The organism is Affinundibacterium amnicola, from assembly GCF_014284275.1.
Taxonomy (GTDB): Bacteria; Pseudomonadota; Gammaproteobacteria; order Burkholderiales; family Burkholderiaceae_D; genus Undibacterium; species Undibacterium amnicola.
Genome location: NZ_JACOFU010000005.1, coordinates 242769 through 268582, shown reverse-complemented (window position 1 = coordinate 268582; position 25814 = coordinate 242769). Strand labels below are relative to the sequence as shown.

Annotated in this window: 24 protein-coding genes; 10 read left to right on the top strand and 14 right to left on the bottom strand. The window is 45.7% G+C overall.

Annotation, left to right across the window (positions count from 1 at the left end):
• Positions 1-11: 11 nt before the first annotated feature.
• The 11 genes from H8K33_RS13630 to hemE all read right to left on the bottom strand — a co-directional run bounded on the left by H8K33_RS13630 (position 12) and on the right by hemE (position 12895).
• The gene (locus H8K33_RS13630) at positions 12-206 is read right to left on the bottom strand and encodes a hypothetical protein (RefSeq protein WP_186891584.1); all 195 of its coding nucleotides are present in this window, start codon (positions 204-206) and stop codon (positions 12-14) included.
• 40 nt (positions 207-246) lie between these two features.
• The gene (gene hslU, locus H8K33_RS13625; protein WP_186891695.1) at positions 247-1587 is read right to left on the bottom strand and encodes an ATP-dependent protease ATPase subunit HslU; all 1341 of its coding nucleotides are present in this window, start codon (positions 1585-1587) and stop codon (positions 247-249) included.
• Positions 1588-1616: 29 nt separating this feature from the next.
• Positions 1617-2153, bottom strand: coding sequence for an ATP-dependent protease subunit HslV (gene hslV, locus H8K33_RS13620; RefSeq protein WP_186891583.1), 537 nt, complete (start codon positions 2151-2153; stop codon positions 1617-1619).
• Positions 2154-2284: 131 nt separating this feature from the next.
• The gene (locus H8K33_RS13615; protein WP_222613419.1) at positions 2285-3604 is read right to left on the bottom strand and encodes an STAS domain-containing protein; all 1320 of its coding nucleotides are present in this window, start codon (positions 3602-3604) and stop codon (positions 2285-2287) included.
• A gap of 501 nt (positions 3605-4105) precedes the next feature.
• Positions 4106-6100 (bottom strand): TonB-dependent receptor, encoded by a 1995-nt coding sequence (locus tag H8K33_RS13610; RefSeq protein ID WP_186891581.1) that lies wholly within the window; start codon positions 6098-6100, stop codon positions 4106-4108.
• Between the two features lie 87 nt (positions 6101-6187).
• Positions 6188-6508 (bottom strand): hypothetical protein, encoded by a 321-nt coding sequence (locus H8K33_RS13605; RefSeq protein WP_186891580.1) that lies wholly within the window; start codon positions 6506-6508, stop codon positions 6188-6190.
• 254 nt (positions 6509-6762) lie between these two features.
• Entirely contained in the window at positions 6763-7218 is a 456-nt protein-coding gene (gene dksA, locus H8K33_RS13600; RefSeq protein ID WP_186891579.1) for an RNA polymerase-binding protein DksA, read from the bottom strand.
• 178 nt (positions 7219-7396) lie between these two features.
• Complete coding sequence (locus H8K33_RS13595) at positions 7397-8452, bottom strand: CobW family GTP-binding protein (RefSeq protein ID WP_186891578.1); 1056 nt, start codon at positions 8450-8452, stop codon at positions 7397-7399.
• A 27-nt stretch (positions 8453-8479) separates the two neighbouring features.
• Complete coding sequence (locus tag H8K33_RS13590; RefSeq protein WP_186891577.1) at positions 8480-9001, bottom strand: Fur family transcriptional regulator; 522 nt, start codon at positions 8999-9001, stop codon at positions 8480-8482.
• A gap of 239 nt (positions 9002-9240) precedes the next feature.
• Complete coding sequence (locus H8K33_RS13585) at positions 9241-11265, bottom strand: primosomal protein N' (RefSeq protein ID WP_186891576.1); 2025 nt, start codon at positions 11263-11265, stop codon at positions 9241-9243.
• Positions 11266-11809: 544 nt separating this feature from the next.
• On the bottom strand, positions 11810-12895 hold the full coding sequence (gene hemE / locus H8K33_RS13580; protein WP_186891575.1) for a uroporphyrinogen decarboxylase: 1086 nt from the start codon (positions 12893-12895) through the stop codon (positions 11810-11812).
• Positions 12896-13235: 340 nt separating this feature from the next.
• Here hemE and H8K33_RS13575 point away from each other — a divergent pair, with 340 nt between their 5' ends.
• From H8K33_RS13575 to H8K33_RS13530, 10 genes are all read left to right on the top strand, one after another.
• Positions 13236-14117, top strand: coding sequence for an AraC family transcriptional regulator (locus H8K33_RS13575; RefSeq protein ID WP_186891574.1), 882 nt, complete (start codon positions 13236-13238; stop codon positions 14115-14117).
• Between the two features lie 485 nt (positions 14118-14602).
• Complete coding sequence (locus H8K33_RS13570) at positions 14603-14953, top strand: hypothetical protein (RefSeq protein ID WP_186891573.1); 351 nt, start codon at positions 14603-14605, stop codon at positions 14951-14953.
• Between the two features lie 130 nt (positions 14954-15083).
• Complete coding sequence (locus H8K33_RS13565) at positions 15084-15620, top strand: hypothetical protein (RefSeq protein WP_186891572.1); 537 nt, start codon at positions 15084-15086, stop codon at positions 15618-15620.
• A 72-nt stretch (positions 15621-15692) separates the two neighbouring features.
• Positions 15693-16097 (top strand): hypothetical protein, encoded by a 405-nt coding sequence (locus H8K33_RS13560; RefSeq protein ID WP_186891571.1) that lies wholly within the window; start codon positions 15693-15695, stop codon positions 16095-16097.
• 526 nt (positions 16098-16623) lie between these two features.
• A complete protein-coding gene (locus H8K33_RS13555; RefSeq protein ID WP_186891570.1) occupies positions 16624-17319 on the top strand; it encodes a hypothetical protein in 696 nt (231 codons plus the stop codon).
• A 127-nt stretch (positions 17320-17446) separates the two neighbouring features.
• Positions 17447-17677 carry an addiction module protein gene (locus tag H8K33_RS13550; protein ID WP_186891569.1) on the top strand — a complete coding sequence of 77 codons (231 nt, stop codon included), beginning with the start codon at positions 17447-17449 and terminating at the stop codon, positions 17675-17677.
• Positions 17677-17976 carry a type II toxin-antitoxin system RelE/ParE family toxin gene (locus H8K33_RS13545; RefSeq protein ID WP_186891568.1) on the top strand — a complete coding sequence of 100 codons (300 nt, stop codon included), beginning with the start codon at positions 17677-17679 and terminating at the stop codon, positions 17974-17976. Before H8K33_RS13550 ends, H8K33_RS13545 begins: the two co-directional genes overlap by 1 nt.
• Positions 17977-18082: 106 nt before the next feature.
• On the top strand, positions 18083-18571 hold the full coding sequence (locus H8K33_RS13540) for a hypothetical protein (protein WP_186891567.1): 489 nt from the start codon (positions 18083-18085) through the stop codon (positions 18569-18571).
• 124 nt (positions 18572-18695) lie between these two features.
• The gene (locus tag H8K33_RS13535; protein WP_246443600.1) at positions 18696-19196 is read left to right on the top strand and encodes a VOC family protein; all 501 of its coding nucleotides are present in this window, start codon (positions 18696-18698) and stop codon (positions 19194-19196) included.
• A 525-nt stretch (positions 19197-19721) separates the two neighbouring features.
• Positions 19722-20954, top strand: coding sequence for a hypothetical protein (locus tag H8K33_RS13530; RefSeq protein WP_186891566.1), 1233 nt, complete (start codon positions 19722-19724; stop codon positions 20952-20954).
• A 140-nt stretch (positions 20955-21094) separates the two neighbouring features.
• Here the strand turns inward: H8K33_RS13530 and H8K33_RS13525 are convergent, their stop codons facing one another.
• The 3 genes from H8K33_RS13525 to H8K33_RS13515 are packed head-to-tail and all read right to left on the bottom strand — an operon-like array spanning position 21095 to position 25756.
• Positions 21095-22993, bottom strand: a complete 1899-nt coding sequence (locus H8K33_RS13525) for a beta-N-acetylhexosaminidase (protein WP_186891565.1) — start codon at positions 22991-22993, stop codon at positions 21095-21097.
• A gap of 28 nt (positions 22994-23021) precedes the next feature.
• Entirely contained in the window at positions 23022-24407 is a 1386-nt protein-coding gene (locus H8K33_RS13520; RefSeq protein ID WP_186891564.1) for a GH1 family beta-glucosidase, read from the bottom strand.
• 23 nt (positions 24408-24430) lie between these two features.
• Complete coding sequence (locus tag H8K33_RS13515; protein WP_186891563.1) at positions 24431-25756, bottom strand: sugar MFS transporter; 1326 nt, start codon at positions 25754-25756, stop codon at positions 24431-24433.
• Positions 25757-25814 lie beyond the last annotated feature (58 nt).

The window sequence follows — 25814 nt, the reverse complement described above, 5'->3', positions numbered from 1 at the left end:
GTTGCTGAAGTTTAATCCTGTTCAGTATCGATTGGCAATTTCTTTAAGGCTTGTTTCTGCGCTTGTCGTAATGTCGCAGCATTTTTCTGATGACTGCCAGCACCACCACGTTTCGCCAAGACCGCAACAGGATTACGTGGTTTAGCCTGAGCAGGATCAAGACGAAACACTAGTTTTTGACGCGTGCCTAAAGTCTTGTTTGCCATCCTGCTCTCCGCCTTCCTTCATCAATCTAAGCTGATTAAGTTACAACACATAACGCGATAAATCTTCATTAACGGATAATGCTTGCAAACGCTGTTCTACATAAGCGGCATCAATCACCACGGTCTTGCCACTATTTTGATGCGCGTCAAATGAGATCTCTTCCAACAATTTTTCCATGACAGTATACAAACGACGCGCGCCGATGTTTTCTGTCGTTTCATTAACGGAATAAGCGATACCAGCCAGACGTTGTATGCCTTCTGGCAGGAATTCGATCTTCACACCTTCGGTCGCCAGCAGCGCCTCGTACTGGCGTGTCAAGCAAGCATCGGTACTGGTCAAGATACATTCAAAATCGGCAATCGATAAAGATTCCAACTCCACCCGAATCGGAAAACGACCTTGCAATTCAGGAATCAAATCAGAAGGTTTAGCGAAATGAAAAGCACCCGATGCGATAAACAAAATATGATCGGTCTTGATCATACCAAACTTCGTATTGACGGTGGTTCCTTCGACCAGTGGCAGCAAATCTCTCTGCACACCAGCACGCGAAACCTCTGCACTACCAGATTCTGAACGCGATGCAATCTTATCAATTTCGTCTAAGAAAACGATCCCGTTTTGCTCCACGTTTTTAATCGCAGCTTGCTTCAATTCTTCTTCATTGACGAGCTTAGCGGCCTCTTCCTCGACCATCAATTTCAAGGCATCTTTAATTTTCAGACGACGTGATTTCTTACGTCCACTACCCACTCCCGAAAACATCGACTTGATTTGCTCAGTCATTTCTTCCATGCCAGGAGGCGCCATGATTTCCATTTGTGGGGCGGCTTCAGCGACATCAATCTCGATCTCTTTGTCGTCAAGATTACCTTCGCGCAAGCGCTTTCTGAAAGTTTGACGCGTCACATTATCTGTCGAATTGCTCTCAACAACTGCGTCTTGTCCAATGCCGAAATCACGGGCTGGTGGTAACAAAACATCTAAAATTCTGTCTTCGGCAGCATCTTCAGCACGTGTTCTGACTTTACGCATCGCTGCTTCGCGCGTTTGCTTGATACCGATGTCAACCAGATCACGAATGATGGTATCGACATCACGTCCAACGTAACCAACTTCGGTAAACTTGGTCGCTTCAATCTTGATAAATGGTGCGTCAGCTAATTTTGCTAGGCGGCGAGCAATTTCCGTTTTACCGACACCGGTCGGGCCTATCATCAAAATATTTTTAGGCGTAATTTCATAGCGCAAAGGCTCAGCCACTTGCTGACGACGCCAACGATTACGCAAAGCGATTGCTACGGCGCGCTTGGCTTTGTCTTGGCCAACAACATGTTTATCTAATTCGGAAACAATTTCCTGCGGGGTCATATTCATCATCTTGATCTCAGTTTCGGATGTGCTGCTTATTCTAAAGTCTCTATCGTGTGTGAGAGATTGGTGTAAATACAAAGCTCTCCAGCAATTGTCAGCGATTTCTTCACGATATCAATGGGTGACAAATCGGTGTTTTGATACAAGGCGATCGCCGCAGACTGGGCAAATGTACCGCCTGAACCTATCGCACCGATGCCATCATTTGGCTCCAGAACATCACCATTACCAGTGATTACCAGCGTGGTGTCTTTGTCCGCAACCAGCAGCATTGCCTCAAGACGACGCAACATACGATCAGTACGCCAGTCTTTTGCCAACTCAACCGATGCGCGCATCAAATGCCCTTGATGTTTTTCCAACTTCGATTCAAAGCGCTCAATCAAAGTAAATGCATCTGCAGTGCCGCCGGCGAAGCCTGCTAACACTTTATTGTGATAAAGCTTACGCACCTTACGGGCAGTTCCCTTCATCACAATATTCCCCAAAGTGACTTGGCCGTCACCACCCAATGCCACCACATTACCTCTGCGTACCGTCAGAATCGTGGTGCCGTGAAATTGTTCCATAATGTCCTCGTTGAATTGCCGCCGCATAAAAGCATAGGCGAAAGCTGCCTCAGAAGTAAGTCTAAAGCGCTGAGAAATAAGGAAATGGGGTGTTTTCTGCCAATTACAAGACTGGCGCGAGCGGAATCAAATTAAGATTGCTTGCGGGGGAAGATCGCCGCGACATTTTTCAAACCCATCGCATTGAACAAATGCATGACCAGATAATTCACTTCATGAAACTGGATGGACTTATCTTTACTGCTAGAAATTGGCACTAAACCATTCAATAATTGCGCGGACGCACCAAATTCAACACGTTCAAGCTGAGAACAATCAAGAATAATTAGCTGATGATCTTTAGCAAATGCGGCGATCTGCTTGACCAATGCATCGGTGCTACCTTCGATTGATTTTGGCATCAGAAAACGATCCGAGTTGTCTTCTTCCGAAACAGGTTCTGGGACGGCCGTCGTGACTTTATTCGTTGGCGCTTCATAAGCCGGAGGCGAAACTTCAAAAGTCACACAATAATCAATACTGGCTTCTTCAAAAACTTCTTTCAACTGTAGCAATTGCAGTATCTCAAGCAATAACAACCAAGGTGCCTCGGTCTCATCACGACGGCCAACTTCAAGAATCGATCGAATTTGCTCGGTCAGATTTTGCGCAGCGACGAGCACCAAGTCGTGCTTGGTTTTTTGTAAATTACGAATAGCGCGCAATAATAAGCCGCAACCAACTGGATCAACCGTTTTCACCCTGCCAAAATCAAGCTTCAATACCTTGCTGTTTTCGCTGAATCCATTCAGCTTTTGCAGCAGCTTAATAATTTCACCATCAAGCTTCGATGGGAAAGTCAGGCTAGGAACAGCACTTTCGTCTTTGCTCGCTGGCGCGTCTTTATTGGCATCAGAATTTCGCCAGATTGGCGGCGAGGTTTCATACTTGCCAGCATAATCTAATGAAAGACTTTCGAAGGCATACTGATTCTGTTCAATCTGATAAAGATCGAACAACATAAACCAAGCTAATGAAGTTGCGGTTCCCAGATTGTCGAGATCAATCGCACTGCGCAGCATATGCTCAGCGACCTTGGTTTGGCCAGTCGCAAAAAGAATGGCTGCTTCTTCGAGCAAAGGTACAGACTCAATTTGCGCCATAGGGGCGGCTTGTAAATCGGTTTGTCCCAGAATTAATTCGGTCGTTTGCATACTCAATGCGACTGTGCTCTGAAAATCAGTCGCAACAAAATCGGTATGAAACTGATTTGGTGCGGTACGGGTCAATGGACCATCGTTGGCAGTTTTGGAAGCGACCGACTTTGGTCTTCCCATATCACGCGACATCTCAAATTCAATCGCGTCGATTTTTCTTTCGGTGGCGCGCGCAATATGCTTTTTCTCGGTCAAGGCATGTGTCAATGCTTCGTCATCCTGGACTTGTCCAATGACGGTATTTTGACCCTTCACTCGAGTTTTCTTTGAAGCAGGTTTGTCTGAGCTTGTTGGCTCTTCACGACCTGGCTTCTTTCCGAAAAGCTTAAAAATCCCCACGGCAACCTAACTATTGATTAAGTAATGCAAAAACTTTGGCGAATAAACGTTTTAAACAAACTTATCCGCACCACTCATTTAACTGCTTTAAATCAATATTTCATGACTTACTCGAAGTATAGTCGGAAATCGAACAATTTTGCTCACTTACAATACCGGAAAACAAAGTTCATTTGAAAAATTTTGTATCAAGAACTGATATTAAACAACTTATTCGTCGAGTTCAAAGAGCACGCTGCGCAAAACCAAACCTGATTATCTATCAGACTACAAAGATGAAGTGCCATTTAGCTACAAAGCAAATACCAAAAACAATAGAGAAAAATACCTATCCATCTTCATGCGAATTGGCTGACATGGGCAGTGATTCTGGGTCAACACGAATTGATTAACCCAGAATCGTCGCCACGATGGAACTTAAAAATTCACACGTACGCCAGCAATCAAACCACGCATAGGCTGTGGCACGGTTTCTCTAAGAACCGATGTCGCCAAACGAATATCTTGATTGAGCAAATTCTTTATTTGTGCAAACCAAGTGACCTGCGTATTCATATACGGATGCGTATAAGTGACGTTCAAATCTACTTTTGTAAATGAAGGTGTGACAAAGGTTTCAGACGCAGCTAAACGATCTTGTTTTTGTGCGTGCAACACGCTAATCGTGTTGCGCCACGCACCGCTGCGATAACCTATATCAGCACCAACACGATTCGCTGGCTGCAAAGGCAAACTGCCACGCGCTGCGAGTGTTCCACGAGATGTATCTGCGAAGCCGCGGATTGAAAATCCTTCACCGAATTGGTTGTACGAAATCTCCGCTTCGCCACCACGAATCGTCGCTTTTGCTTGCTTCCAGAAACGCTGCGTAAATTCGCCTTCAGGATCGTGTTCCCCTTCTTCATCGACGCGCAATCCATCGATTTCACCAAACACATAGTTATCAACTTTATTCACAAAAGCATTGATCTTCCATTGAACCAAGCCAGATGTTTTTTGCACACTGAACTCGATATTACGAGACTTTTCTGTCTTTAACCGATTGTCGCCAATGTCAAATGTCAGCGTCGATTCATGCGGACCATTGGAATAAAGTTCTTCGGTCGTTGGTGCTCGTTGCGCGCTCGATAAACTACTGACAATCGCATAGCCATTTGCGACAGGAATTAAGCCGCCCAAAGAAAATGAATGTAAATTAAATTCCCGCTGCGGCAAATTGAATGAGGCTTGTGGTTGGCGTTTCACTTTTTCGATACGTCCACCGCCGCTCAAAGTGATCGCGCCAAAATTCTTTTGCTCAACTAAGAAAATTGCGTTTGAAGTGCTACGCGTTGTAGGTACGGTGTCGGCACGGCCCGTTTCAGCAGACAAAGCAGAAAAATTCGCGTGCTCTGTTTGTAACCCAAGACTTCCTTCCCAACCATTCCAGTTGGTGTGTGACAAACTAGTACGTGTTTCTAAAGTACGGTTCTTAAAATCGGTGGCAGGCGTACCGTCTTGCAGCTTTTCCGTATGCTGGTAATCAGTCGAACCCAATTTAAACTTCAAAGTATCAAATACAAAGAATGGCTTAAACACCGCAGCATCAATATCAAAGCGGGTTTGATCTAAATCGATGTAGGACATTTCTTCGGTTGGAATACCGTAGACATCCTGCATATTTTGTACTGAAGCACCGATATGTCCCCATGACTTAATCAAAGTTGCGCCAAATCCCATGCTATGTTCACGCGTGAAGCTATTCGACAAACGACCTTTCATATCACCCTCGCCATTTGCATTCGCAAAGCCAGGGATTTTGTAATCTTTGGTATCGCGGCTGTTGCCGTCTAAATGCAAGGCGATGTCGTTAATGGAGCCATCTAAGAAAAATGAACCGCTCTTTTCTGAGTTCACGCCCACATATTTAACTTCAAATTCGCCATTTAATTGCTTACTTAAACTGGTCGGAATGCGTCCATCGACCACGTTGACCAGGCCACCGATCGCACCACTTCCGTACAACAATGCCGCAGGTCCGCGCAAAATTTCGATTTGTTGCGAACTTGCCGTTTCACTGGCAACCGCGTGGTCGTTAGACAATCCTGAAACGTCGGCAACTGACATGCCATTTTGCAGAATCTTTACACGCGGACCTTCTAAACCACGAATAATCGGGCGCGATGCACCAGCACCAAATCCAGAAGCACTAACACCCAATTCACTACCCAAGGTTTCGCCTAGTGAGCTACCAATTTTAGAACGTAATTCCGAACCAGACAAAATCTTCGTCGGACTTAAAATTTGTAAACTTTCTTCTTTACCCAAAGGGTTGGCCGATACGGTGACGGTGGTGGTAGATTGCGCCTGAGCGCCAAAAGGTGTAAATGCGGCGCAAACGGCAGCGGCTAACAAAGTGCGTTGTAATGACATAGGATTTCCTGAAAACAAATAGCGAAAAGCGTCGACGTGGCGACGTTGGTCAACAATATGGCTGCGAATGATCTCGACAGCGTGTTTTCAGAAAGGAGGGGCGCGGCTTAAAAAATAAGCACTAAAAGCCGCCAACCAAGGAAAGATACGTGGCTGAACTGCCGGTAAATCTGCAAAGGCTGAGGCGGCAAAGACGACGATGGTATGTTGCAAGCCATCTGCAATACTGGCAGCATCAAACAAGATACAAGAATGCAAGCTAGATTCATTCGCATTACTGAGCTTTTGAACACCCAAGTAATGCGCACCATCCGATGCCAAGGTCATCACTTCACCTGTATTGGTGCTGATGTGTGACATCCGATGCGCGAAACCTAACCATTGCGCCGACAATAGAACAAGCAACATAGTCCAGAGCAGGACTATGGCTTTCAAGCGTCTATTTTTTATCGACAAATTTCGCATACGGGATCATATCGAAGTGATACATCTGTTTCTTATCAATTGTCTGGCATTTTATCGCAACAAGGGCAAGGATAAGCATGACGGCCAGCGACTTTGTATGACAATCTTAGTGCAACAAAGTTGCAGTGCTGATGCATAAAAAAATGCGCAGTGGAAATTCTGCGCATTTTTTGTCAGTGACAAGCAAAGCGATTTGCTTAGTCTCCGTATAATTTTTGTTTCAACTCACGACGTTGTTGCGCTTCCAAAGACAAGGTTGCTGTTGGACGTGCCATCAAACGTGGTACGCCAATTGGCTCGCCTGTTTCTTCGCACCAACCGTACTCGCCAGCATCAATGGCGGCAATGGATTGCTGCACTTTGCGTAACAATTTACGTTCACGGTCACGGGTACGCAACTCTAAAGAATGCTCTTCTTCAATCGTCGCGCGATCTGCTGGATCAGGTACTAAGACCGTTTCACGCAAATGCTCAGTCGTTTCGTCGGCATTCTTCAGCAAATCTTTTTCAAGTTGTTGCAGACGGGCTTTGAAAAACGCCAATTGCGCGTCGTTCATATAGTCCTTCTCACCCATCTTCAAGATTTCTTCTTCTGTGAGGAGGGCTGCAGGTGCACCAGCGGGTGCAGTTGATTTAGATGATTTAGTTGCCACTTCGCTTACTTTCGATACAACGGGTTAATATACGCAAGTGCGGCTGAACACTCTTCTTTATTGGAATGTTGCTACCCACACTTTCCCTCAAGGACAAGTATATAGCGTGCTTGTTCCGCATACAAATCTATTCAATTAAGACAGAAAAGAATCTGTTTCAATTCAATAGGGCGCTAGTTTATACCAAACATTGCTCTAAACCTTGAATAAAAATCTCTTTCGGTAAATTTTTACCAATAAAGACCATTTTACTTTCTTTGATTTCATTGTCCGCCCATTTTCCCCCTATGTCGGTGCCCATGATCTGGTGCACTCCTTGGAAAATCACCTTACGGTCAGCGTGTTCCATATACAACACTCCCTTATAGCGGAGCATACGTGGACCATAAACCTGTACCAAACCACCGAGGTAGTAATCGAGTTTTTCCGTATTAAAAGGACGTGTAGCTTTATAGACAAAAGCAGCAACATCGTCAGAGTGATGTGCGTGATGATGGTCGTGCTCGTGATGCGCATGTGAGCAGTCCTCTTCACAATGCTCGTCATGGTGATGATGGTCGTGCTCGTGATGCTCTTCAGCGGCTAAAAAATCAGGGTCGAGTTCCAATTTTGCATTTAAATTAAAGCCTTTTAAGTCCAGCACTTCAGCGATCGCGATTTTGCCAAAATCAACCGCCTTAATTGGCGCACGTGGATTCATTCTAATGATGCGACTCTTAAGTAAAGCCAATTCTTCGGTGCTTACTAGATCCGCCTTGGACAACAAAATCTTGTCTGCAAAGCCAATCTGACGCTGCGCTTCTTCGTGTTCGTCCAATTGCATCATGCCATGTTTGGCATCAACAACGGTTACCACCGCATCCAGCATGTAATGCAAACCCACTTCTTCATCTACAAAAAAGGTCTGTGCGACCGGACCAGGATTTGCCAAACCCGTGGTTTCAATGATGATGCGGTCAAATTGCAGTTCCCCCGCGTTTCTTCTTTGCGTCAAGGTATTCAGTGCGACGATCAAATCCCCCCGAACCGTACAACAAATACAGCCATTATTCATTTCGATAATTTGCTCATTGCTGTCTTGCACCAGAATTTCATTGTCGATGTTTTCCTGGCCAAACTCATTTTCAATGACAGCAATCTTATAACCATGCTGTTCCTGCAAAATGCGGTTTAATAAAGTGGTTTTGCCAGCGCCGAGAAAGCCGGTCAGTATCGTGGTGGGAATTAATGCCATGATGGATTCTAATTAAGTAATAAAAATTTAAGCCAGACTACATTGATTACACCATCCTTTGATGGTGACTTCGATATCGTGACTTTGAAATCCTTTAAGGGCTGTCGATGCCAGCGTTTCTTGCAACTGATCGCGCAAGCTGTGATTGCTATCTGGTTGTTCCAGACAGAAAACTTTAGCGCAACGGGTACATTTGAAATGTCCATGATGATGCTGCGCATGCCCACCAGCCTGCTTCTCGTCTGTGGTCTGCGCCGATTCACTGCCTGAACTAAAACGGAAAACTCTGTCATCACTGGCGATTTTGTGAGCCAAGCCTGCTTCGGTTAGGCAATCCAGCGCGCGATATAAAGTCACTCTATCCATTTGCGGCATTGCGTCTTGCATTTCTGTATGCGACATCGCCCGATGCTGCGCACACAATAGGCTCAATACTTCTAAGCGCGCTTGCGTGACTCGTACTCGTGCAGCCCTTAGCTTGACTTCCGCTAAAGCCATATTTGTTTGAACAGAATCCGATGCTATGGAAATAGTAGGCTTTGTTTTCATGCTGATCTTTTGCTTGTTTTTTGCTTATTTCCGCTTGGCTTAGGTTGACTTTTGTTGGCTTACTCTCTGCTACACGAACATCTGCGCAAAGTTTAAGCAGATTGCGCTAAAAGTGATGTACTCATACAAGTCGACAAAATGCCATTATGCCCTTAATGCAATTGAGTTGCAAAATCTAAAGTGCCGCGGCGAATACTTCAGATGTAATTTCTTATACTTAGCTAACTCTTAGATAATACTTAGATATCGACAGGATCAATTTCCACGCCCCACTTCACACGGCTCTTCAACGCCCGCAGATCGGTGATCCATTCTTTTAAGAAGGCTTGCAATGCCGGTCGTGAGGTCGATTCCACTAAGAGCTGCGCACGATCCACATTGTGCACGCGGGTCATCGTCATCGGAATCGGATCATTGATCGTAATTCCATGGTGCGGCGTACAATTTGCCGCGTCTTTCAAAAACAGGATTGCAGTCTCCAACTCTTTTGCTTCGGCACGCAATAGCGCTTGATAGATAAACGGTGGCATCGCTGCCTGTTGACGTTCTTCTAAGAGATCGTCCGCAAATCCCGGATAATTATGTGCCATCAATGCATGGTACAAAGGATGATCGGGATAACGGGTCTGAATCAATACCTCACTGGCATTACCACCCTCTTTTTGTGCGGCACGTCCAGCGCGCCCCGCGACCTGCATTAGTTGTGCGAACAAGCGCTCGCTGGCACGAAAATCTTGCGAGAACAAAGCGCTATCGGGGTTCAATGCCGCAACGAGAGTTAAGTTCTTAAAGTCATGCCCTTTTGCCACCATTTGTGTGCCGATCAGAATATCCACCTCGCCACGGTGCACTGTATCAAACGCTGCTTCAGCACTTCCCTTCAATCGAGTTGAGTCGGCATCAATCCGAAAAACTCTGGCTTCAGGAAAAAGAACTTGTAAGCCCTCTTCCAATCTTTGCGTACCGCGTCCCAATGGCTGCAAGTCAATATTGCCGCAAGTTGGGCAAGCACGTGGAATCCTTTGCTCCAATCCGCAGTGATGGCAACGCAGTTTCTTATCCAATTTATGCATCACCAAATGCGCGGTACAGCGCGTGCAATTGCTAATCCAACCGCAAGCATCACAATGAATTACGGGTGCATAACCACGACGATTGAGGAAGAGTAGTGATTGCTCACCTTTCTCCAAACGTTGTCGAATCGCGGAAACCAATCTTTGCGTTAAGCCTTCAGACGGCTTTTCTCGCTCGGTGTTAATAATCTTAACAATGGGTAAAACCGCTGCCTGGACGGCGCGTTCACTGAGTTCAAGTTTTTGGTAACGCCCCGCTTTTGCGTGTTGCCATGTTTCCAAAGACGGCGTAGCAGAACCCAGCACGACCGGAATACCCAATTGATGCGCACGCCAAACCGCCAAATCGCGAGCGGAGTAACGCAAGCCTTCTTGTTGCTTATAGGAAGGATCATGTTCCTCGTCGATCACGATCAATTTGAGATGCGGCAAAGAGGACAAAATGGCTAATCGAGTTCCAAGAATAATTCTTGCCTGACCTGTGTGCGCGGCTAACCAATGGAGCAAGCGCTCACCTTCAGCCATGCCACTGTGCAAAGTCGCGATCTGCAAACCCGGAAAGCGATTGCGAATATTGCCCTCTAACTGCGGGGTCAGATTAATTTCTGGCACCAAAATCAAGACCTGCGTTTGCTGACTCTGCGCCAAAACACGTGCTGCGGTTTGCAAATAGACTTCGGTTTTACCACTACCCGTCACGCCATGTAACAAGTATGCGGTGAATGCGGTATTGGCCGAAATGACATCAACCGCAGTCTGCTGCTGTGCATTTAATGCAGGTTCTTGTACCGCGCTCGCATCCTGCGCGGGAGCAAGCTTCGCCAGTTTCTTCAGATTGCGATCAAGTGAAGTCGCTTTTGGCACCCGCAGATTTTTCGGCAAAGCTGGAATCGCCACTTCGCCTAAAGGCCGTTGATAGTAATCAGCTGCGAATCGACATAGGTCAATCCAGCGACTATCTAAAGCAGGACACTGATGACGCACTGCCAACACTGATTTAATTTTATCGGCAGGCACTTCGGTTTGTGAACCAACCGCCAGGATTAAGCCCGCAATTTCTTGTCTGCCAAAAGGCAGCCAAGCAATTTGCCCTACTTGCGGCAGCGCTTCGTCCGCGACAGGCTCCCAACGATAGTCAAAGAGTCTGTCAAGGGGGGTATCTAGGGCGATAGTAAGGTAAATAGGTTCCACGAACTTAATGTAAGGCTTGAGGTAATGCGCTAACTATCGGTTTCATAAGCTCTTTTTACTCTATCCACATAAACTGTGGATAACTTTGTGGACAAAGGCATCTTGACAAGCCGCCAGCCTAGTCTCTATGCGGGTTTCAACAGAATGCACAATTGCGATGCACAAAAAATTCTGTTTATAAACAATGACTTACAAAAAACAATTTGAAGCGAAAAACAAATTTCCATATTATTTTTTTGTGTGTCTTTTTTTGTGAATAACTACTAAAAAATCTAGTACAAAGGCCGACTTATCCACCGCGAAATTACTCGCTTTATCCGTGATTATGTCCGCTAAGCCGCACCGTCGCTATGTTTTGCGTAGCAACATGACGAATCATCAAGCTTGAACATTCGATATAGCTTTTAAACACCAGCGATAAGGCGAAAATAAGTAGCTAACTGGCATAGCACTTCCAATCCAAAGGCAAACCAAGCTCATACCAGTTACATCGCCATCGCACATAAAATATTTATAACATCACGACGCTTTTTAAAGTAGGCACTTAGCCTTGGCGCTGCTGACGGCTAACTTCATGCACGGTCTCAACCAAAACGCTCACGGCATCTGGTGATGTAAATTGAGAAATACCATGACCAAGATTAAACACATGACCATGACCCGCACTTGGCTTGCCATACGCATGCAAAGCGGCCGTCACTTCCTTACGGATCTGATCTGGCTCAGCGAACAAGACTGCTGGATCAAGATTACCCTGCAATGCCACTTTGTCGCCAACGCGCACACGCGCCTGACCTAAATTAACCGTCCAATCCAGACCTAATGCATCGGCACCGATATCGGCAATTTGCTCCAACCACAAGCCGCCACCTTTGGTGAAGACGATGCAAGGAATACGTTTGCCATCTTTTTCTTTTTGCAATTTGCTGACCACGTCTTGCATGTATTTCAATGAAAAACGTTGATAAGCACCATCCGCCAAAGCGCCGCCCCAGCTATCAAAAATCATCACAGCCTGCGCACCCGCATCAATCTGCGCATTCAAATAGGTCGCCACTGCTTCTGCATTCAAAGTCAAAATGCGATCCATCAAATCGGGACGCTTATACATCAAGGTCTTCACACCATGAAACTCGCGCGAACCCTGCCCTTCCACCATATAACAAGCCAAAGTCCACGGGCTGCCAGAAAAACCGATCAAAGGAACACGACCATCCAAAGTACGACGGATCTGCGTCACGGCATCAAACACATATTGCAAGCTACCCTCTTCCGGCACTTTCAAATCCATAATGGACTTTTCATCCTTCAAAGGACGTTCAAATTTAGGGCCTTCGCCTTCTTCAAAGTACAAGCCCAAGCCCATCGCATCAGGCACAGTCAAAATGTCCGAAAACAGAATCGCCGCATCCAACTTAAAACGATCCAAAGGCTGTATCGTCACCTCGGTCGCAAAATCCGGATTTTTCGCCAAACTCATAAACGAACCAGCACCCTTACGCGTAGCACGATACTCTGGCAAATAACGCCCCGCCTGACGCATCAACCACAAAGGCGTGTATTCAGTCTCTTGACGCAACAAGGCGCGTAAAAAGGTATCGTTTTTGAGCGGAGCAAATTGGTTAGACATAGCGTGCTTTCAGAGAGCAATAGAGGTAATCCGATATTATCCCTGATCTCAGCCCAAACCGCATACGTAAAATGTCAAAGGAGCTGCGGGTGGTAGATACTGAACAAGGATAATATGGATGAAAGTCATGCACTTGCAACTGCTGGATTGTCATGGCCCCTACTAATCCATTGCTCGTATTTTATTTACTTGACTCGAGTAAAGTGATTGATAGAATCACCATCTTCATCACTAATACTTTTAATAGATTTTTTATACATGGCAAAAATTAGCAAGAAAAGGTGAGACCGTCGTTCGATTGACTAGTTACTATGCACGCTCAATAGGAGATTTAGAAAGTATGACCTGGTCACAACGCATGAATCTGGCAATTGAATACATTGAAAGTAATTTAGAAAGTGCACTCAATGTCGAAAACATCGCGAAAGAAGCATATTGCTCTAAGTATCATTTCCATCGAATGTTTTTTGCTAGCTTTCAAGTTACATGTGCAGAGTACGTTAGAAGGCGAAAGCTTACAGTGGCTGCAGTTGAGTTGTTGAGCACCGATAAAAGTGTCCTCGATATCGCTTTGAAATACGGATACGAATCTCCAAATGCTTTTACTCGTGCATTTCGGAAATTACATGGAATAAACCCAAATCAAGCTCGCCTAAGTTCTGCAACGCTTTCCTCATATAACCGAGTCTTCTTCCCATTAAAAAATCAAGGCGGAGAAAATATGAACTACAAAATAATTGAGATTCCAAAATTCAACATCATTGGCAAAAGCAAAGGCTTTGAATTTGAAGAGTTCGTTAAAGATGGTGCAAAGTTCTGGAAAGAATATGTCAACTCAGAAGACTATCAAAAACTTGGAGACCTACACATGGGTCGGCCCGGTCCAATAACGAATGCTCCATTGCTCTCAGCTTATTTTCCGAAACAAGACGGAAATCGAAACGAATTCATTGATGTTCTGGGTTTAGAAGCTACAAACGCATCGGAAGCAAATGGGTTTGAAATCCATTTGGTTCCTTCAGCCACCTATGCAGAGTTTTATTGCACTTATAAAACCTCAATGCAGACAAATCGTTATATTTATGGAGAATGGTTTGCTGCAACTGGGTATGAAAGGGATGGAAATAAACCAGACATCGTGGCGTACTTTCCAATACCGTTTAGACCAATGAATGAAATGCGTGTTCGCTGGTGGATTCCAGTGATTGGTAGGCAAAAGTAATTATCCCAATAGCAACAAATAGCCTCAATCTAGACATAACCACTTTCTATATTCATTAAAAGACTATTGAACAGTGCAATACACATGTGAAGTCAATCTCTGAATTTCACATCGTCGTGTTATCTGCACCTAAGTAGAGCGCCACACCCTAACTGTGGACTCAACGTAAACTGCGTATAGGTCTATGCGAGTGCGGGTGCGCCGAATGCCAAGGAAAGATAAAGATTCACCCTAACTGCTCTGCCACACAAGACGCTCCTACATCACATGCATTGTTCGCTTGACTCGACCAAACGGCTTGATAGAATGGCCATCTTTATCAGTGACGGTTTTCATAGAAAATTTAACACTGATTAAATATGTCGTGGATTCCTGAAGAAGCTTGCTACAAAAGCGTTTCACGAATATTTATTAAACTTTTTATGCGAACTGTGTCGGGTTTATTTGACGAACTGTCGCGGAAAACACGTTAGTTGCCCTTAATTATGGATAAGCAAGAGATACTGAAGATTATTGGTGACGCAGTGGTTGTAACGCAAAATACTGAAGACTCCGCTTTAGTCATTCTCATTGAAGCCGTACATTTTGATGTATTGGTAACGGTGCCTTATCAAGTAACTGAGCTTTTTTTTGAGGTCAAAGATAAAGAGGGCAATATCCTTTTAACTGATCATCACGATTTCTATGGTATTACCGAAATTGAAGATTTTAAAGAATCGCTATTAGAAATTGCAGACATCGTTAAATCACCTGATCTAAGAGTCGTAAATAATGGAAAAACAGTTCAGGCTAAGGGCTACGAATGGTATTACTGGTTCGGAGAATTCATCAACTAACAGGTCGGTCGTCGGGGAATCGCCAGTGACGGTTTCTCTCTTTATTAATTTTCTGGTGTGGGCGATCCCTACACCTCTGCGTTAGGCATTGGGAGCGATAGTGAAACTTGGTGACATCAAGGAGAGGTTAATGCCCATGATTGACGATGCACATTGGGCAGAACAAGCGCTAGATAAAGAAGACAATCAATTTACACGCAGAGCCTACGTCAGAAATGTTTTTGCGATGATTGAGGGTTCCATTTGGGTATTAAAGCAAACCGTGTTATTCGCTCCAGTACCAGAGGGGAGATTCAAAAAATTATCGCCTGCTGAATATGCGTTGCTTTCAGATAAAACTTATGAGTTGAAACGTAATGGCCAAACTAAAGAACAAACAAAATATTTAAAGCTGCCCGAAAATTTTAGATTTACCTTCGGTGTTTTGACGAAATATTTTGGTATAGAGTTTAATTTGGGAGTCGGCACGGTAGCTTGGGATAACTTTTTGGCGGCACAAGAAATAAGAAACAGAATTACACACCCCAAAACAGCCACAGAGTTTGAAGTTTCCGACAGTGAGCTAGCCACATGTAAAGAAGCTTGCTCTTGGTTTAATGAGCTTGTGGTGGCATTTTTCAATGGACTGGTCGTCAAAGTGGAAAAGAATTCAAATGAAAATGCCTAACCCTGCGTTCAAGCGGGAAGGCGCAAAAGCGCGCCGCCCCTCAACTTCACGCTATGTGTCTTTGAATCACCCATGCAAATGATAAAAAAATTCTTCTTGACGTTCTTTAAGTACCTTAGCCCTGTGGTCTTGTTACTTTTGCCGCTTATGGCACTCTATGGATTTCTATATCCATGGCCAGAAGCGAAGGCAGCTCTATCCAAATACCACGGAGAAATGGTTTTTCTTTCTGGAATGAAATCTGAATATAGTGGTTCTTATGAAAAACGTTCAAACACATATCTGATTATCAAGGCAGATCCAATTTCATCTGAGACAGTGACCGTCACAACCGATTCAAATGGGATGTATGAGGTAACGCAAGAAGATGGGGGCTTACTAAGCATTCTATTTCTGTATGCAGCAATGATTTTCTCGCTATGGTGGTTTTGGATCAAGAAACGCAACATAACAGAACGGTCGTCTGAGGCTCAATAATGACGTCCGCACTCTTCATTAGTCTATTGGTGGCAGCGATACCGATGCCTCTGCATTAGGTCCTAGGAAATCATATGCACAAATACATCGGAATGGCTATCGTCTTTGCACTTACCCTTGCGACCGACCATTGGTTCGGCGCTATCGGTGTCACGCGATTCTTTGGTCTGTTTTTCCTGTGTGCTTGCCTGTACGGCTGCTTTGCTCCAAGAATCACAATCTCTGCAGGGAACATCGAAATTGGGAAGCTGACTGGCTGGAGTAAGGTGTTTGCGCTAGTACCGCTTAGCGCCGTAGGGCTGATGCTAGTTCTCTATGCTCCGGCAATCACATGCGTATCAAGCAAGTACAAGCATCTCTGTGCGTAGCCAACTCAAAATGCAATAGGTCGCTCTTGTGCAAAAGCCGCGGCATAAACCGTCGGCAGGCCGCCGTTTTCGGCTCAATTTCTACGTTAGACTATGTAACACGTGTATGACAGCAACACCCTACTTTCATATCGCCGCATAAATTACATGAGGACATCATGCCTTTAGCAAAACCGCTTTTATCGTCACTATTTCTTGGACTATTCATCCCGATGGCAATGGCAGTCAACACGACTCCGACCGAGATCATTCAAGTTGGCACTTTTCATAAGGGCGAAGTACCCAATGTGGCAGGTAGAAATTGGTTTGCTTTAATGGTCAATGGCGAACGTGCTGAACTAAAGGTCGCTGCGCCTACGATCAAAACGGTGTTTGACGGCATTATGGATGATGAGCGTAATAAGGCGTCGTACTCTGGAAAATTGGTCGAGATGAAAGGACCCGCACCTTTTCTTATCATTCGAAGAGAAGGGCTGAAAACGGGTGAGCTTAAACAAGCTAACATTACTTTGGCCGACAGTGATCAACTCATTAGTTTCGATAACACTAAGTACACGGTACAACATCAGTGCAAGAAAAAAGCCAAGGGCGAAGAATTTCAGCAGTGTAAAGTTTATTTGCTTGGTAACGGGATTCAGCAATGGTTAGGCGATACTTTAGAAAATGGCGACAGCGATTTCACCGATACGATTAGCATCTCGTGGGCTGGCGACCTTGACCGCGATGGCAAACTCGACCTCGTGATGGAAAAATCGCGTTACAACAATGCGGATACCGTTTTACTTTTGTCATCAGCCGCAAAACCTGGGAAGCATGTGCAAGAGGTGGCGAAGTTGTCTCGACAAGGGTGTTGAGATTCAACGCCTTAAACCGAACTATTTGAGCAGCTTATGCGACAAGACGTTTTTTCCGCTCGCTTGGGATCAACTATTGAAGTGACGTATAATCTTTTATGTTTATACCTGCTCGAAGGAGAACAAAATGTCCTTAAATCTTTTAGAGTTAGAACAAAAAGCATCTCTGTTATCCGCTGACGAAAGAGCGCAATTTGTCCTGTTTTTACTTGGAACGCTTGAACCAACAGATTCTGGTGATATCGAGAAAGAATGGCGCATTGAGGCTGAGTCAAGACTAGCCGAGATCAAGCGCGGTGAGGCAACTTTGATTTCAGCAGATGAGGTATTCAACAATGTGCGTCGTCGTCTCAGCTGATGCAGATTCAGTTTCATTCTGATGCTGAAACAGAACTTGTTGAGGCTGCTTTGTTTTATGAAGACAAAGTAATCGGTTTGGGCAAATCGTTTGTCGCCGATCTGCAAAACGCAGTGACATTCATTCAGATCCATCCAGAATCACCACCACGTCTTGGACAATTCCTCCGTAAGTTCATCCTCAAACGATTCCCCTATTCAATCATTTACCAGCATGATGAACAAGATATTTTCATATTGGCTATTGCCCATAACAAACGGCGCCCGGGCTATTGGAAACTTCGTCAAAATACTCGTTAGTTTTAACGCCGACTTGCACTTTCTACAGAAGCACTTCGGTGCGCCCAAAAGGAATTAAAAATTTCACAGCGCACCAACGCATCAAACAATCCATCCAGTTCAATACATGCCCAACACAAACCCCATCCCCGCCAACATGCTCACTGCGAGTCATCTGAAAACCCACCCGGTTTGGCAGTTTTGCGGCGATGCGGAGAGCGATGCTGATTATGATGAGTCCTACGTCAAGCCCTGCGAGGAAGCCTTGGCCTTGGGTGCATTTGGCAGTTATCTGGTAGCGGCAAATTATCAGCTAGCGAATGGTGACGTGCTTCCTGGTGCTGTGCAGCTTGACTTACTCGGTGCGAAAGTTCACTTCACTCCCTCGACGATTTATGTAAAAGAAAAATCCATCGATCCCTTGGCACACGATGCCAGTGTTCGGCTCACGCGGATCACTAAAACTTCCAATACACAGCCCGTACAGTGGACCCTTGCTGTCCACTTTGATGGAGAACAAAACTTACGAAGTGGAAAAATCGCTAAGACAAGATGGGTAACAGCCTTGTCATTGCTAGTACGCCTTGTTGTCCTTCGCTTTAGTCGGCGACGCTGACTAAATTACTTACGGTTGTGGCTTCGCTCGCAAATCACCGCAAGCTTGTGTACCGATGTTGTTCGACATGTTTCTTGACTCTCGATGCTAGACGACTAGAATGCTCCTTTCAGTTTAAGATTTCATGCGTCGCTCTAATGCGCAAGGAATTTCGCAGAAGCCTTTAGAAGGTTTGTTAACGGTTTTTTTAAATTCCCTCATTCAAAAAGCAAACGCGAACAACTATTTTCATCATCAAGCCATCAAGAAAGCTCCAATGAAAAATCTGCGCATCACCGAAATCAAGGCTTTCGTGCCAGCGAAAGATTTCAATATCTCGAAACAGTTCTACCAAGATATAGGCTTCACAATGGCATCCGACGGCGATGGTATCGCCTACTTTCATCTTGGTCATGTGAGTTTTCTGCTGCAAGACTTTTGCGCCGAATCGTTTGCAGACAATTTCATGATGCACATCCTGGTCGAAGATGTCGATGCATGGTGGCAGCACATACAGGCTAGCGGTGTGCTAGAAAAGTACGACGTCAAGATGACAGAGATAGAAAAGCAAGCCTGGAAAATGCGCGATTTTTGTCTGATTGATCCGTCAGGCGTGCTATGGCGCATCGGGCAAAACATTGATTAGCGATTCGGGCTTTTTTGGATAAGCATCGCTTCTCATTTGCGCAAATGATTGTTCAACAACAGTCGTGATTCATCAAAAATCGTTTGCTTGACTAGGCGCAGTGGAAAGTTAGAATGGCTAACATTATTCATGACGTTTTTTACGTTCAACATAGTACGATTTCAGATCACAAAATAGAATACAAAACGCCAATTCACCTGGGTTTTCAAGGGGTTACATAAAAAGTGCTGTGCGAGAAGTTAGTTTTTCGCCTATCATCTTGACCGCTACATTTTGTTGAACTGAACTAATATTAACCGACGAAATAATGGAGAGTTATGGTTCCAATCAGGAATCATTAGCGCGAGTCGTGACTATTGGTTTAAGTTCGGCACGAAATAACATTGATAGTAGTTCTAAAAAGAAGGCATTATGATCGGTAGAGCGAAAACACTTCAACTGGATGATCAAAAAAATCACTGTTATGGTCGTACTATTCTTTAATTCTGGTGGCGGTGTTCCGTTCATCTAAACATTAGACCTCGCATGCCACTACCACCCGACTTCGTCGCATCTTTGGAATGCCCGTCGACTGAGGAAATTATTCAGCGTACGCAGGTAACACGGTCGACGGCGCATCCCAGCGCATATCTTGAACTCCGCAACGAACTGAAGCCTATCGATCTATACTGCTACTTCTCGGCGCGGTTTGGCATGCCCAACGGAATCCAAAACTTTCTGCGGAACGATCACTCTGATAATCTGGTCCATTGGGACTGGACACTCAAGCATCGAGAGTCACTTATCGGATTCTGGGGAACCAACTTCAGAACCGATCTATTTGTGATTGGAGAACTGGAGTTCACTAGTTCTGAACGCCTCGAACTAATAGATCAGATTCGAGCAGATTTTAAGAATCACGGACTGAAGATGGCCGCCGTTCGAGAGAAACTGGAACATTGGACAGAGTTTGTAAACCCATACGCACGCCTAACGCGCACGATTCACAGTCTTCGTCACGAACTCTCGAATCTAGACCTTTCATCTCCATTCTCAAGTGAATTCAATACGCCAAGTTCAGCAATCGAGCAAGCCAAAGTTTGGAAGGCGGTTACTGAATCACATAGTCGAGCCTACGGGCTTTGCTTTGGAATTAGATCAATGCTACCAGTATGGGCGGAAGCATTCCTCAATCTGCTGATCTTTGTGCTAGCCCGCCCAGACGTCAAATCGGATAATCGCTTGATGGAAAGCATATATCGACAACAAATTGACGTCCGAATCCGTGGTTTACACCTATCGTGTATAGGCTTTGAGAAGCCCATTGATTTCAAGACCGAAGCCTGCAAAAACTTCCATCGCTTAATTAACGAACGCAATGATTTACTCCACGGCAATGTCGTACCTGAAAAACAGAAATTTAATGAGGTCTACTTTTTGGGCAAAGTTCCAGTTTTTAAAGAGTACAGATCACTTTGGGATCGCACTCTTGCTGTCGAGGGGAATTCGGTAGGGATCGGACAGCTTGACCAAGAGATTCAAACTGTAGAGAACTTTGTAGCTTATGTGTTAAGTTGCTTGAAACAAAACCAGAGAGAGTTTATGCAGGCTGTGCTCAGAAAGCGCGACCTCGCAACAAACATTAAGGACGGTCGTTTTGGAGTTCTATTTCCTGACCACCTAATCGATTCCAGGCCAGTCTTTGAGGGCAAGAACACAACCGTTGCGCAGTCCGCAGACGACTCCTGCTCCACCGATCAAGAGGAACGCCAACGTTAACAGCTATGTTTTTCTTTGGGCTGGGTGCTCGGTAAAAATACCGAGACCTAAATTTTGCAATCTGAACTACGCATCTTGTGAAAGTACTTTCTTAAGTGGTACTAGCACATGACATCATCTCGCTATTACTTCGTCACAGCTTAGGGCAATGCCGGAACTCTGAGCTGTTGTACCGCACTGCGACGGCCATCGGGTAATACTGTTAATACCTTTACGGTAACTGGCTGCGTTGGGCTTGCCGAAAATTGCAATGTTTGAGTCGTCGGTGCTGTCTTGTCGTCGGGCGTGCTACCGTCTAGGCTGACGTACATGCGACTATTGCGAACCGGGGCGCGCAGTTGAATTCTTGCTTGTTCACCTGTCCACTGTACTTGATCTAAGCCCTGTGGGCGTGGAATGCGGTAGCGGATATTGTGCGAACTTAAACGCGGGTAGTGCGCTTCCAATCGCGTTTCAAAATGGGCGAACTGGCGCTGTTCTTGTGCACTCCAAGCGACTTCGGCCATTGCCAGCAATCGTGGGAAGACCATGTATTCGACTTTTTCTTGAGTCGGCAAATACTCAGTCCAAACGTTGGCTTGTACACCGCGGATTAAGCGTTGTTGCGATGGACTAAGCACACTGGGAACCGGATCATAAGAATAGACTTTTTGAATCGGAATTTCACCACCGAGTTGCCACAGTTCTTGCTCTTTCGGCCCTTGTCCCGCATCAAAATAGCACCACGCTGTCGGGGTCATGATGACTTCGTGTCCTTCTTTCGCAGCGGCGATACCACCTGCTTCGCCGCGCCAAGACATGACGGTGGCATTGGGTGCTAAGCCTCCTTCTAAAATCTCATCCCAGCCTATCATGCGCTTGCCCTTGCTTTGGATGAATTGACCGACTCGGCGTATGAAATAACTTTGCAACTCTTCTTCGTTTTTTAAGCCTTCACGTTGCATCACCGCTTGCGCTAGTGGGCTCGCTTTCCAGCGTGTTTTCGGTGCTTCGTCGCCGCCGATATGAATGTATTGGCCTGGAAATAAGTCTATTACTTCGCTGAGTACATTATTCAAAAATTCGAATGTGGTCTCACTTGGGCAAAGAATGTCATCAATGATGCCCCAAACAGTTCCAACTTCAAAGGGGCCTGGTGTACAAGCCAATTCGGGATAAGCGGCCAATGCCGCTAAAGAATGGCCTGGTAATTCAATTTCGGGCACCATGTCGATGTGCTTTGCTTGGGCATACGCAACCACATCTTTGATTTGCTCTTGGGTATAAAAACCACCATAAGGTTTACCATCACCGATATAGGGATCGAAGTTGCGATCTTTGATGGTCTCTTTGCGATATCCACCGATTTGCGTCAGCTTCGGATATTTTTTGATCTCGATGCGCCAGCCTTGATCTTCGGTCAGATGCCAATGAAAGGTATTCATTTTGTAGATCGCCATTTGATCAAGTAGAGACTTAATAAAGTCGACGCTATACATATGTCGGCCAACATCTAAATGTAAGCCACGCCAAGCAAAACGCGGTTGATCTTGTATCGTCAGTGCGGGTAGGCTTAAGCTTGTTGTTGTGTGTTTTGTGTTTTTTGTTCTTGCTGCTGCAATCGGTAACATTTGCAGCAGACTTTGTATGGCGTAAAACTGACCTGTGGCGCTGCCTCGGATCACGATGCGATCACGACGAATTGCTAGCTGATAGGCTTCTTTTTGAGCGGTTTCGGTGGATGCTGCTTGCTCAACGGCAGAAAAGAGAATGACATTGTTCTGACGTGGGCTTGGGCTGCCTGACTTCACCAGCAATTGTCTTCCTTGCGTTTGCAGGAGCGCTTGCTGCAAAATTGCCGCATTACGCAAGCCCGCCGTATCTGCCGCATAAATCGTGGTGCGCGCGTTGAAAGTGAAGCTGCCTTTTTCTGCTTGTAGCGAATGTGGCAAAGGGATAATGGAAACCTGCGGTGCTTGCGCTGCAGAGGCGGATACTGCAGTTACAACTGTTACCGCTATTACTGCAAGGCTTACCACGATCAAGATACGTTGCCACATACGATTTTCTCCAATCGGCTAGGTTTGATTAAGTATGCTCACGACTCGCTGATTTGTTGTTGATGGTCGATGTCCAGTTTTGAAATTGTTGCACGAAACTTTTTAACCAGATCGCACTGTCTTTCCAGATTCGGCGCTGACTGACGTAATCGACATAAATTAAACCGAAGCGGCGTAAGTAACCAGAATTCCACTCAAAATTATCCAGCAGGCTCCAGTAGAAAAATCCTTGAATATCGACTCCAGCGGCGATCGCTTTGGCGACTTCTTGAAAGTGGCGTTGCATGTAGTCAATGCGTGGGCTGTCGTGGATTTGGTCGCCTTCTAATTGATCCGCAACCGCCATGCCGTTTTCTGTGATGTAGATCGGTGGCAAGCCCAGATCTTTATATTCCTGGTGTATGCCGATCAAAAGACGGCTCAGTCCTTCAGGATAGATTTCCCAACCCATATCTGTCAGGCCAAGTTTCGCTTCTGGCATACGAGGCGGCGTTTCGGTGCTGACGTAAGCGCGGAAGTAGTAATTGATACCTAAGAAATCAAGTGGTTGTTGAATCGCTTGCATATCTTCTGGGGCGACGATAAAGCGGCTGCGATCGATTTTGGCAAGCGCGAGCGCTGGATAATGTCCTCGGAAAATCGGATCCATGAACCACTGTACTGAGCGTGCGTATTCCCATGCAGCGGCGGCGCGGTCTTCCTCACTATCGGTCGCTGGATCGGCTGTCCACTGATTCAACACGATCCCTAACTTGGCACTTTTGTTTTGCTGACGCATTGCCTGTATCGCTAAACCATGCGACAACAAGAGATGATGTGATACTTGCAAAGCGGCGACAGGATCGACGACGCCGGGAGCGAATTGGCCATTGCCATAACCCAAATTGGCGGTACACCATGGTTCATTATGGGTAGCAATACTGGCTAATTGGTCACCAAAACGTGCTGCCATTTCTTGCGCATAACGGGCGAAATGAACGGCAGTATCACGATTGAGCCATCCACCCTGCTCTTGCAAAGCTTGTGGCAAATCCCAGTGATACAAAGTCATGTGTGCGCGAATATTCTTTTGCGCTAATGCTGCTATCAGTCGGGCATAGAAATCCATACCCTCTTCATTCCACGCACCGCACCCATCGGGTTGAACGCGTGACCATGATACAGAAAAGCGATACGCATCCAGCCCCAAATTGGCGATGTGCTCGACGTCTTCGGCATAGCGATGATAATGATCGCAGGCGACATCACCATTGCTCTGATCGAGAATTTTTCCGGGTGTGTGGCTAAAAGTATCCCAAATCGATGGCGCTCTGCCACCTTCATTGGCTGCCCCTTCGATCTGATAAGCGCTAGTCGCTACACCCCACACAAATCCCGCCGGGAATTGGCGCGCTAATGCATCTTGCTCTGGCATGATGAGATCCTCGCGTTTCATATTTAGTAGGCAGACTTGTCATACATACCGGCATATTTCAAGCCGAAGAATAGAATGAAGATATAGCAGGCCGCAGGAACAAAGAAGGACCATTGCAAACCAATCTGATCTGCGAAATAGCCTTGAATAAACGGCACAATCGCGCCACCCACAATCGCCATACACAGTACGCCTGAACCTTGCCCGGTGTGTCGTCCTAAATCTTTTAAGGCCATACTAAAAATCGTGGGGAACATAATCGAGTTACACAAACCCACCGCAATCAAGGCCCACATCGCCACGCCGCCAGCACCAAAGATCGCCAACACGATCAAGACAATCGAACAGGCGGCATTAAAAGCAAGTGCCTTGCCTGGACTCACTTTGCGCATCACAACGAAGCCAATAAAGCGGCCGATCATCGCACCGCCCCAATAGTAACTAACGTAATGTGCTGCATCCGCCGCACTTAGATTCGCAATCTTCGCTTCGCCTAAGAAATTAATCAGAAAACTACCGATACTGACCTCACCACCAACGTACAAGAAAATACCAATCGCACCCAATACCAAATGACGATGTGCGAACACCGATTTATGTGCATCTGCGGCAGTGCTGGTGTTTAATTGCGCTTCATCCTGATGCACAATTTTTGGCAGGCGCGCTAAGGCAAATAGAACCGCCAATACGAGTAAGGCGCCAGCCAATGCAAGGTAAGGCCCTTGCACTGCCGCAGCTTCTTTCGCACGATGCGCCAGTTTTTCGACTTCAGGCAGCGCATCAAACTGCGCTGCGGTGAGTACCGTACCGGATAAGATCAGTAGTCCACCCAATGCTGGTGCGATGGTGGTGCCGAGCGAGTTGAATGCTTGTGTCAAAGTTAAACGACTCGATGCGGTCTTCGCGTCGCCTAAAACCGTTACAAATGGATTTGCCGCTACTTGTAAGATCGTGATGCCAGATGCGAGCACAAAAAACGCCAATAAGAACACACCGTAACCACTGGTCGCGGCAGGATAAAACAAAGCGCACCCAGCGGCAGCAATCACCAAACCCGTGACGGCACCACTCTGATAGCCAATTCGTTTAATCAATACCCCTGCTGGCCATGAAACAATAAAGTAGGCACCAAAAAAACAGAACTGCACCAACATCGCCTGTACATAGCTTAGGGTATAGACTGCCTTCAAATGGGGAATCAAGACATCGTTGAGCGAAGTCAGCAAACCCCACATAAAGAATAGTAAGGTCACAATCACCAAGGCACTTTGATGCTGGTTTTCGGCACTACTAGCTGCGTGGCTCGTAGCTGGACTTGCGATTGAACTGCCACTTGGTTGACTGGCCATAGAATGTCTCCCTTTTCTATCTACTTTGTGATGTTATTTTTAGTAATGTCTCTGCGAA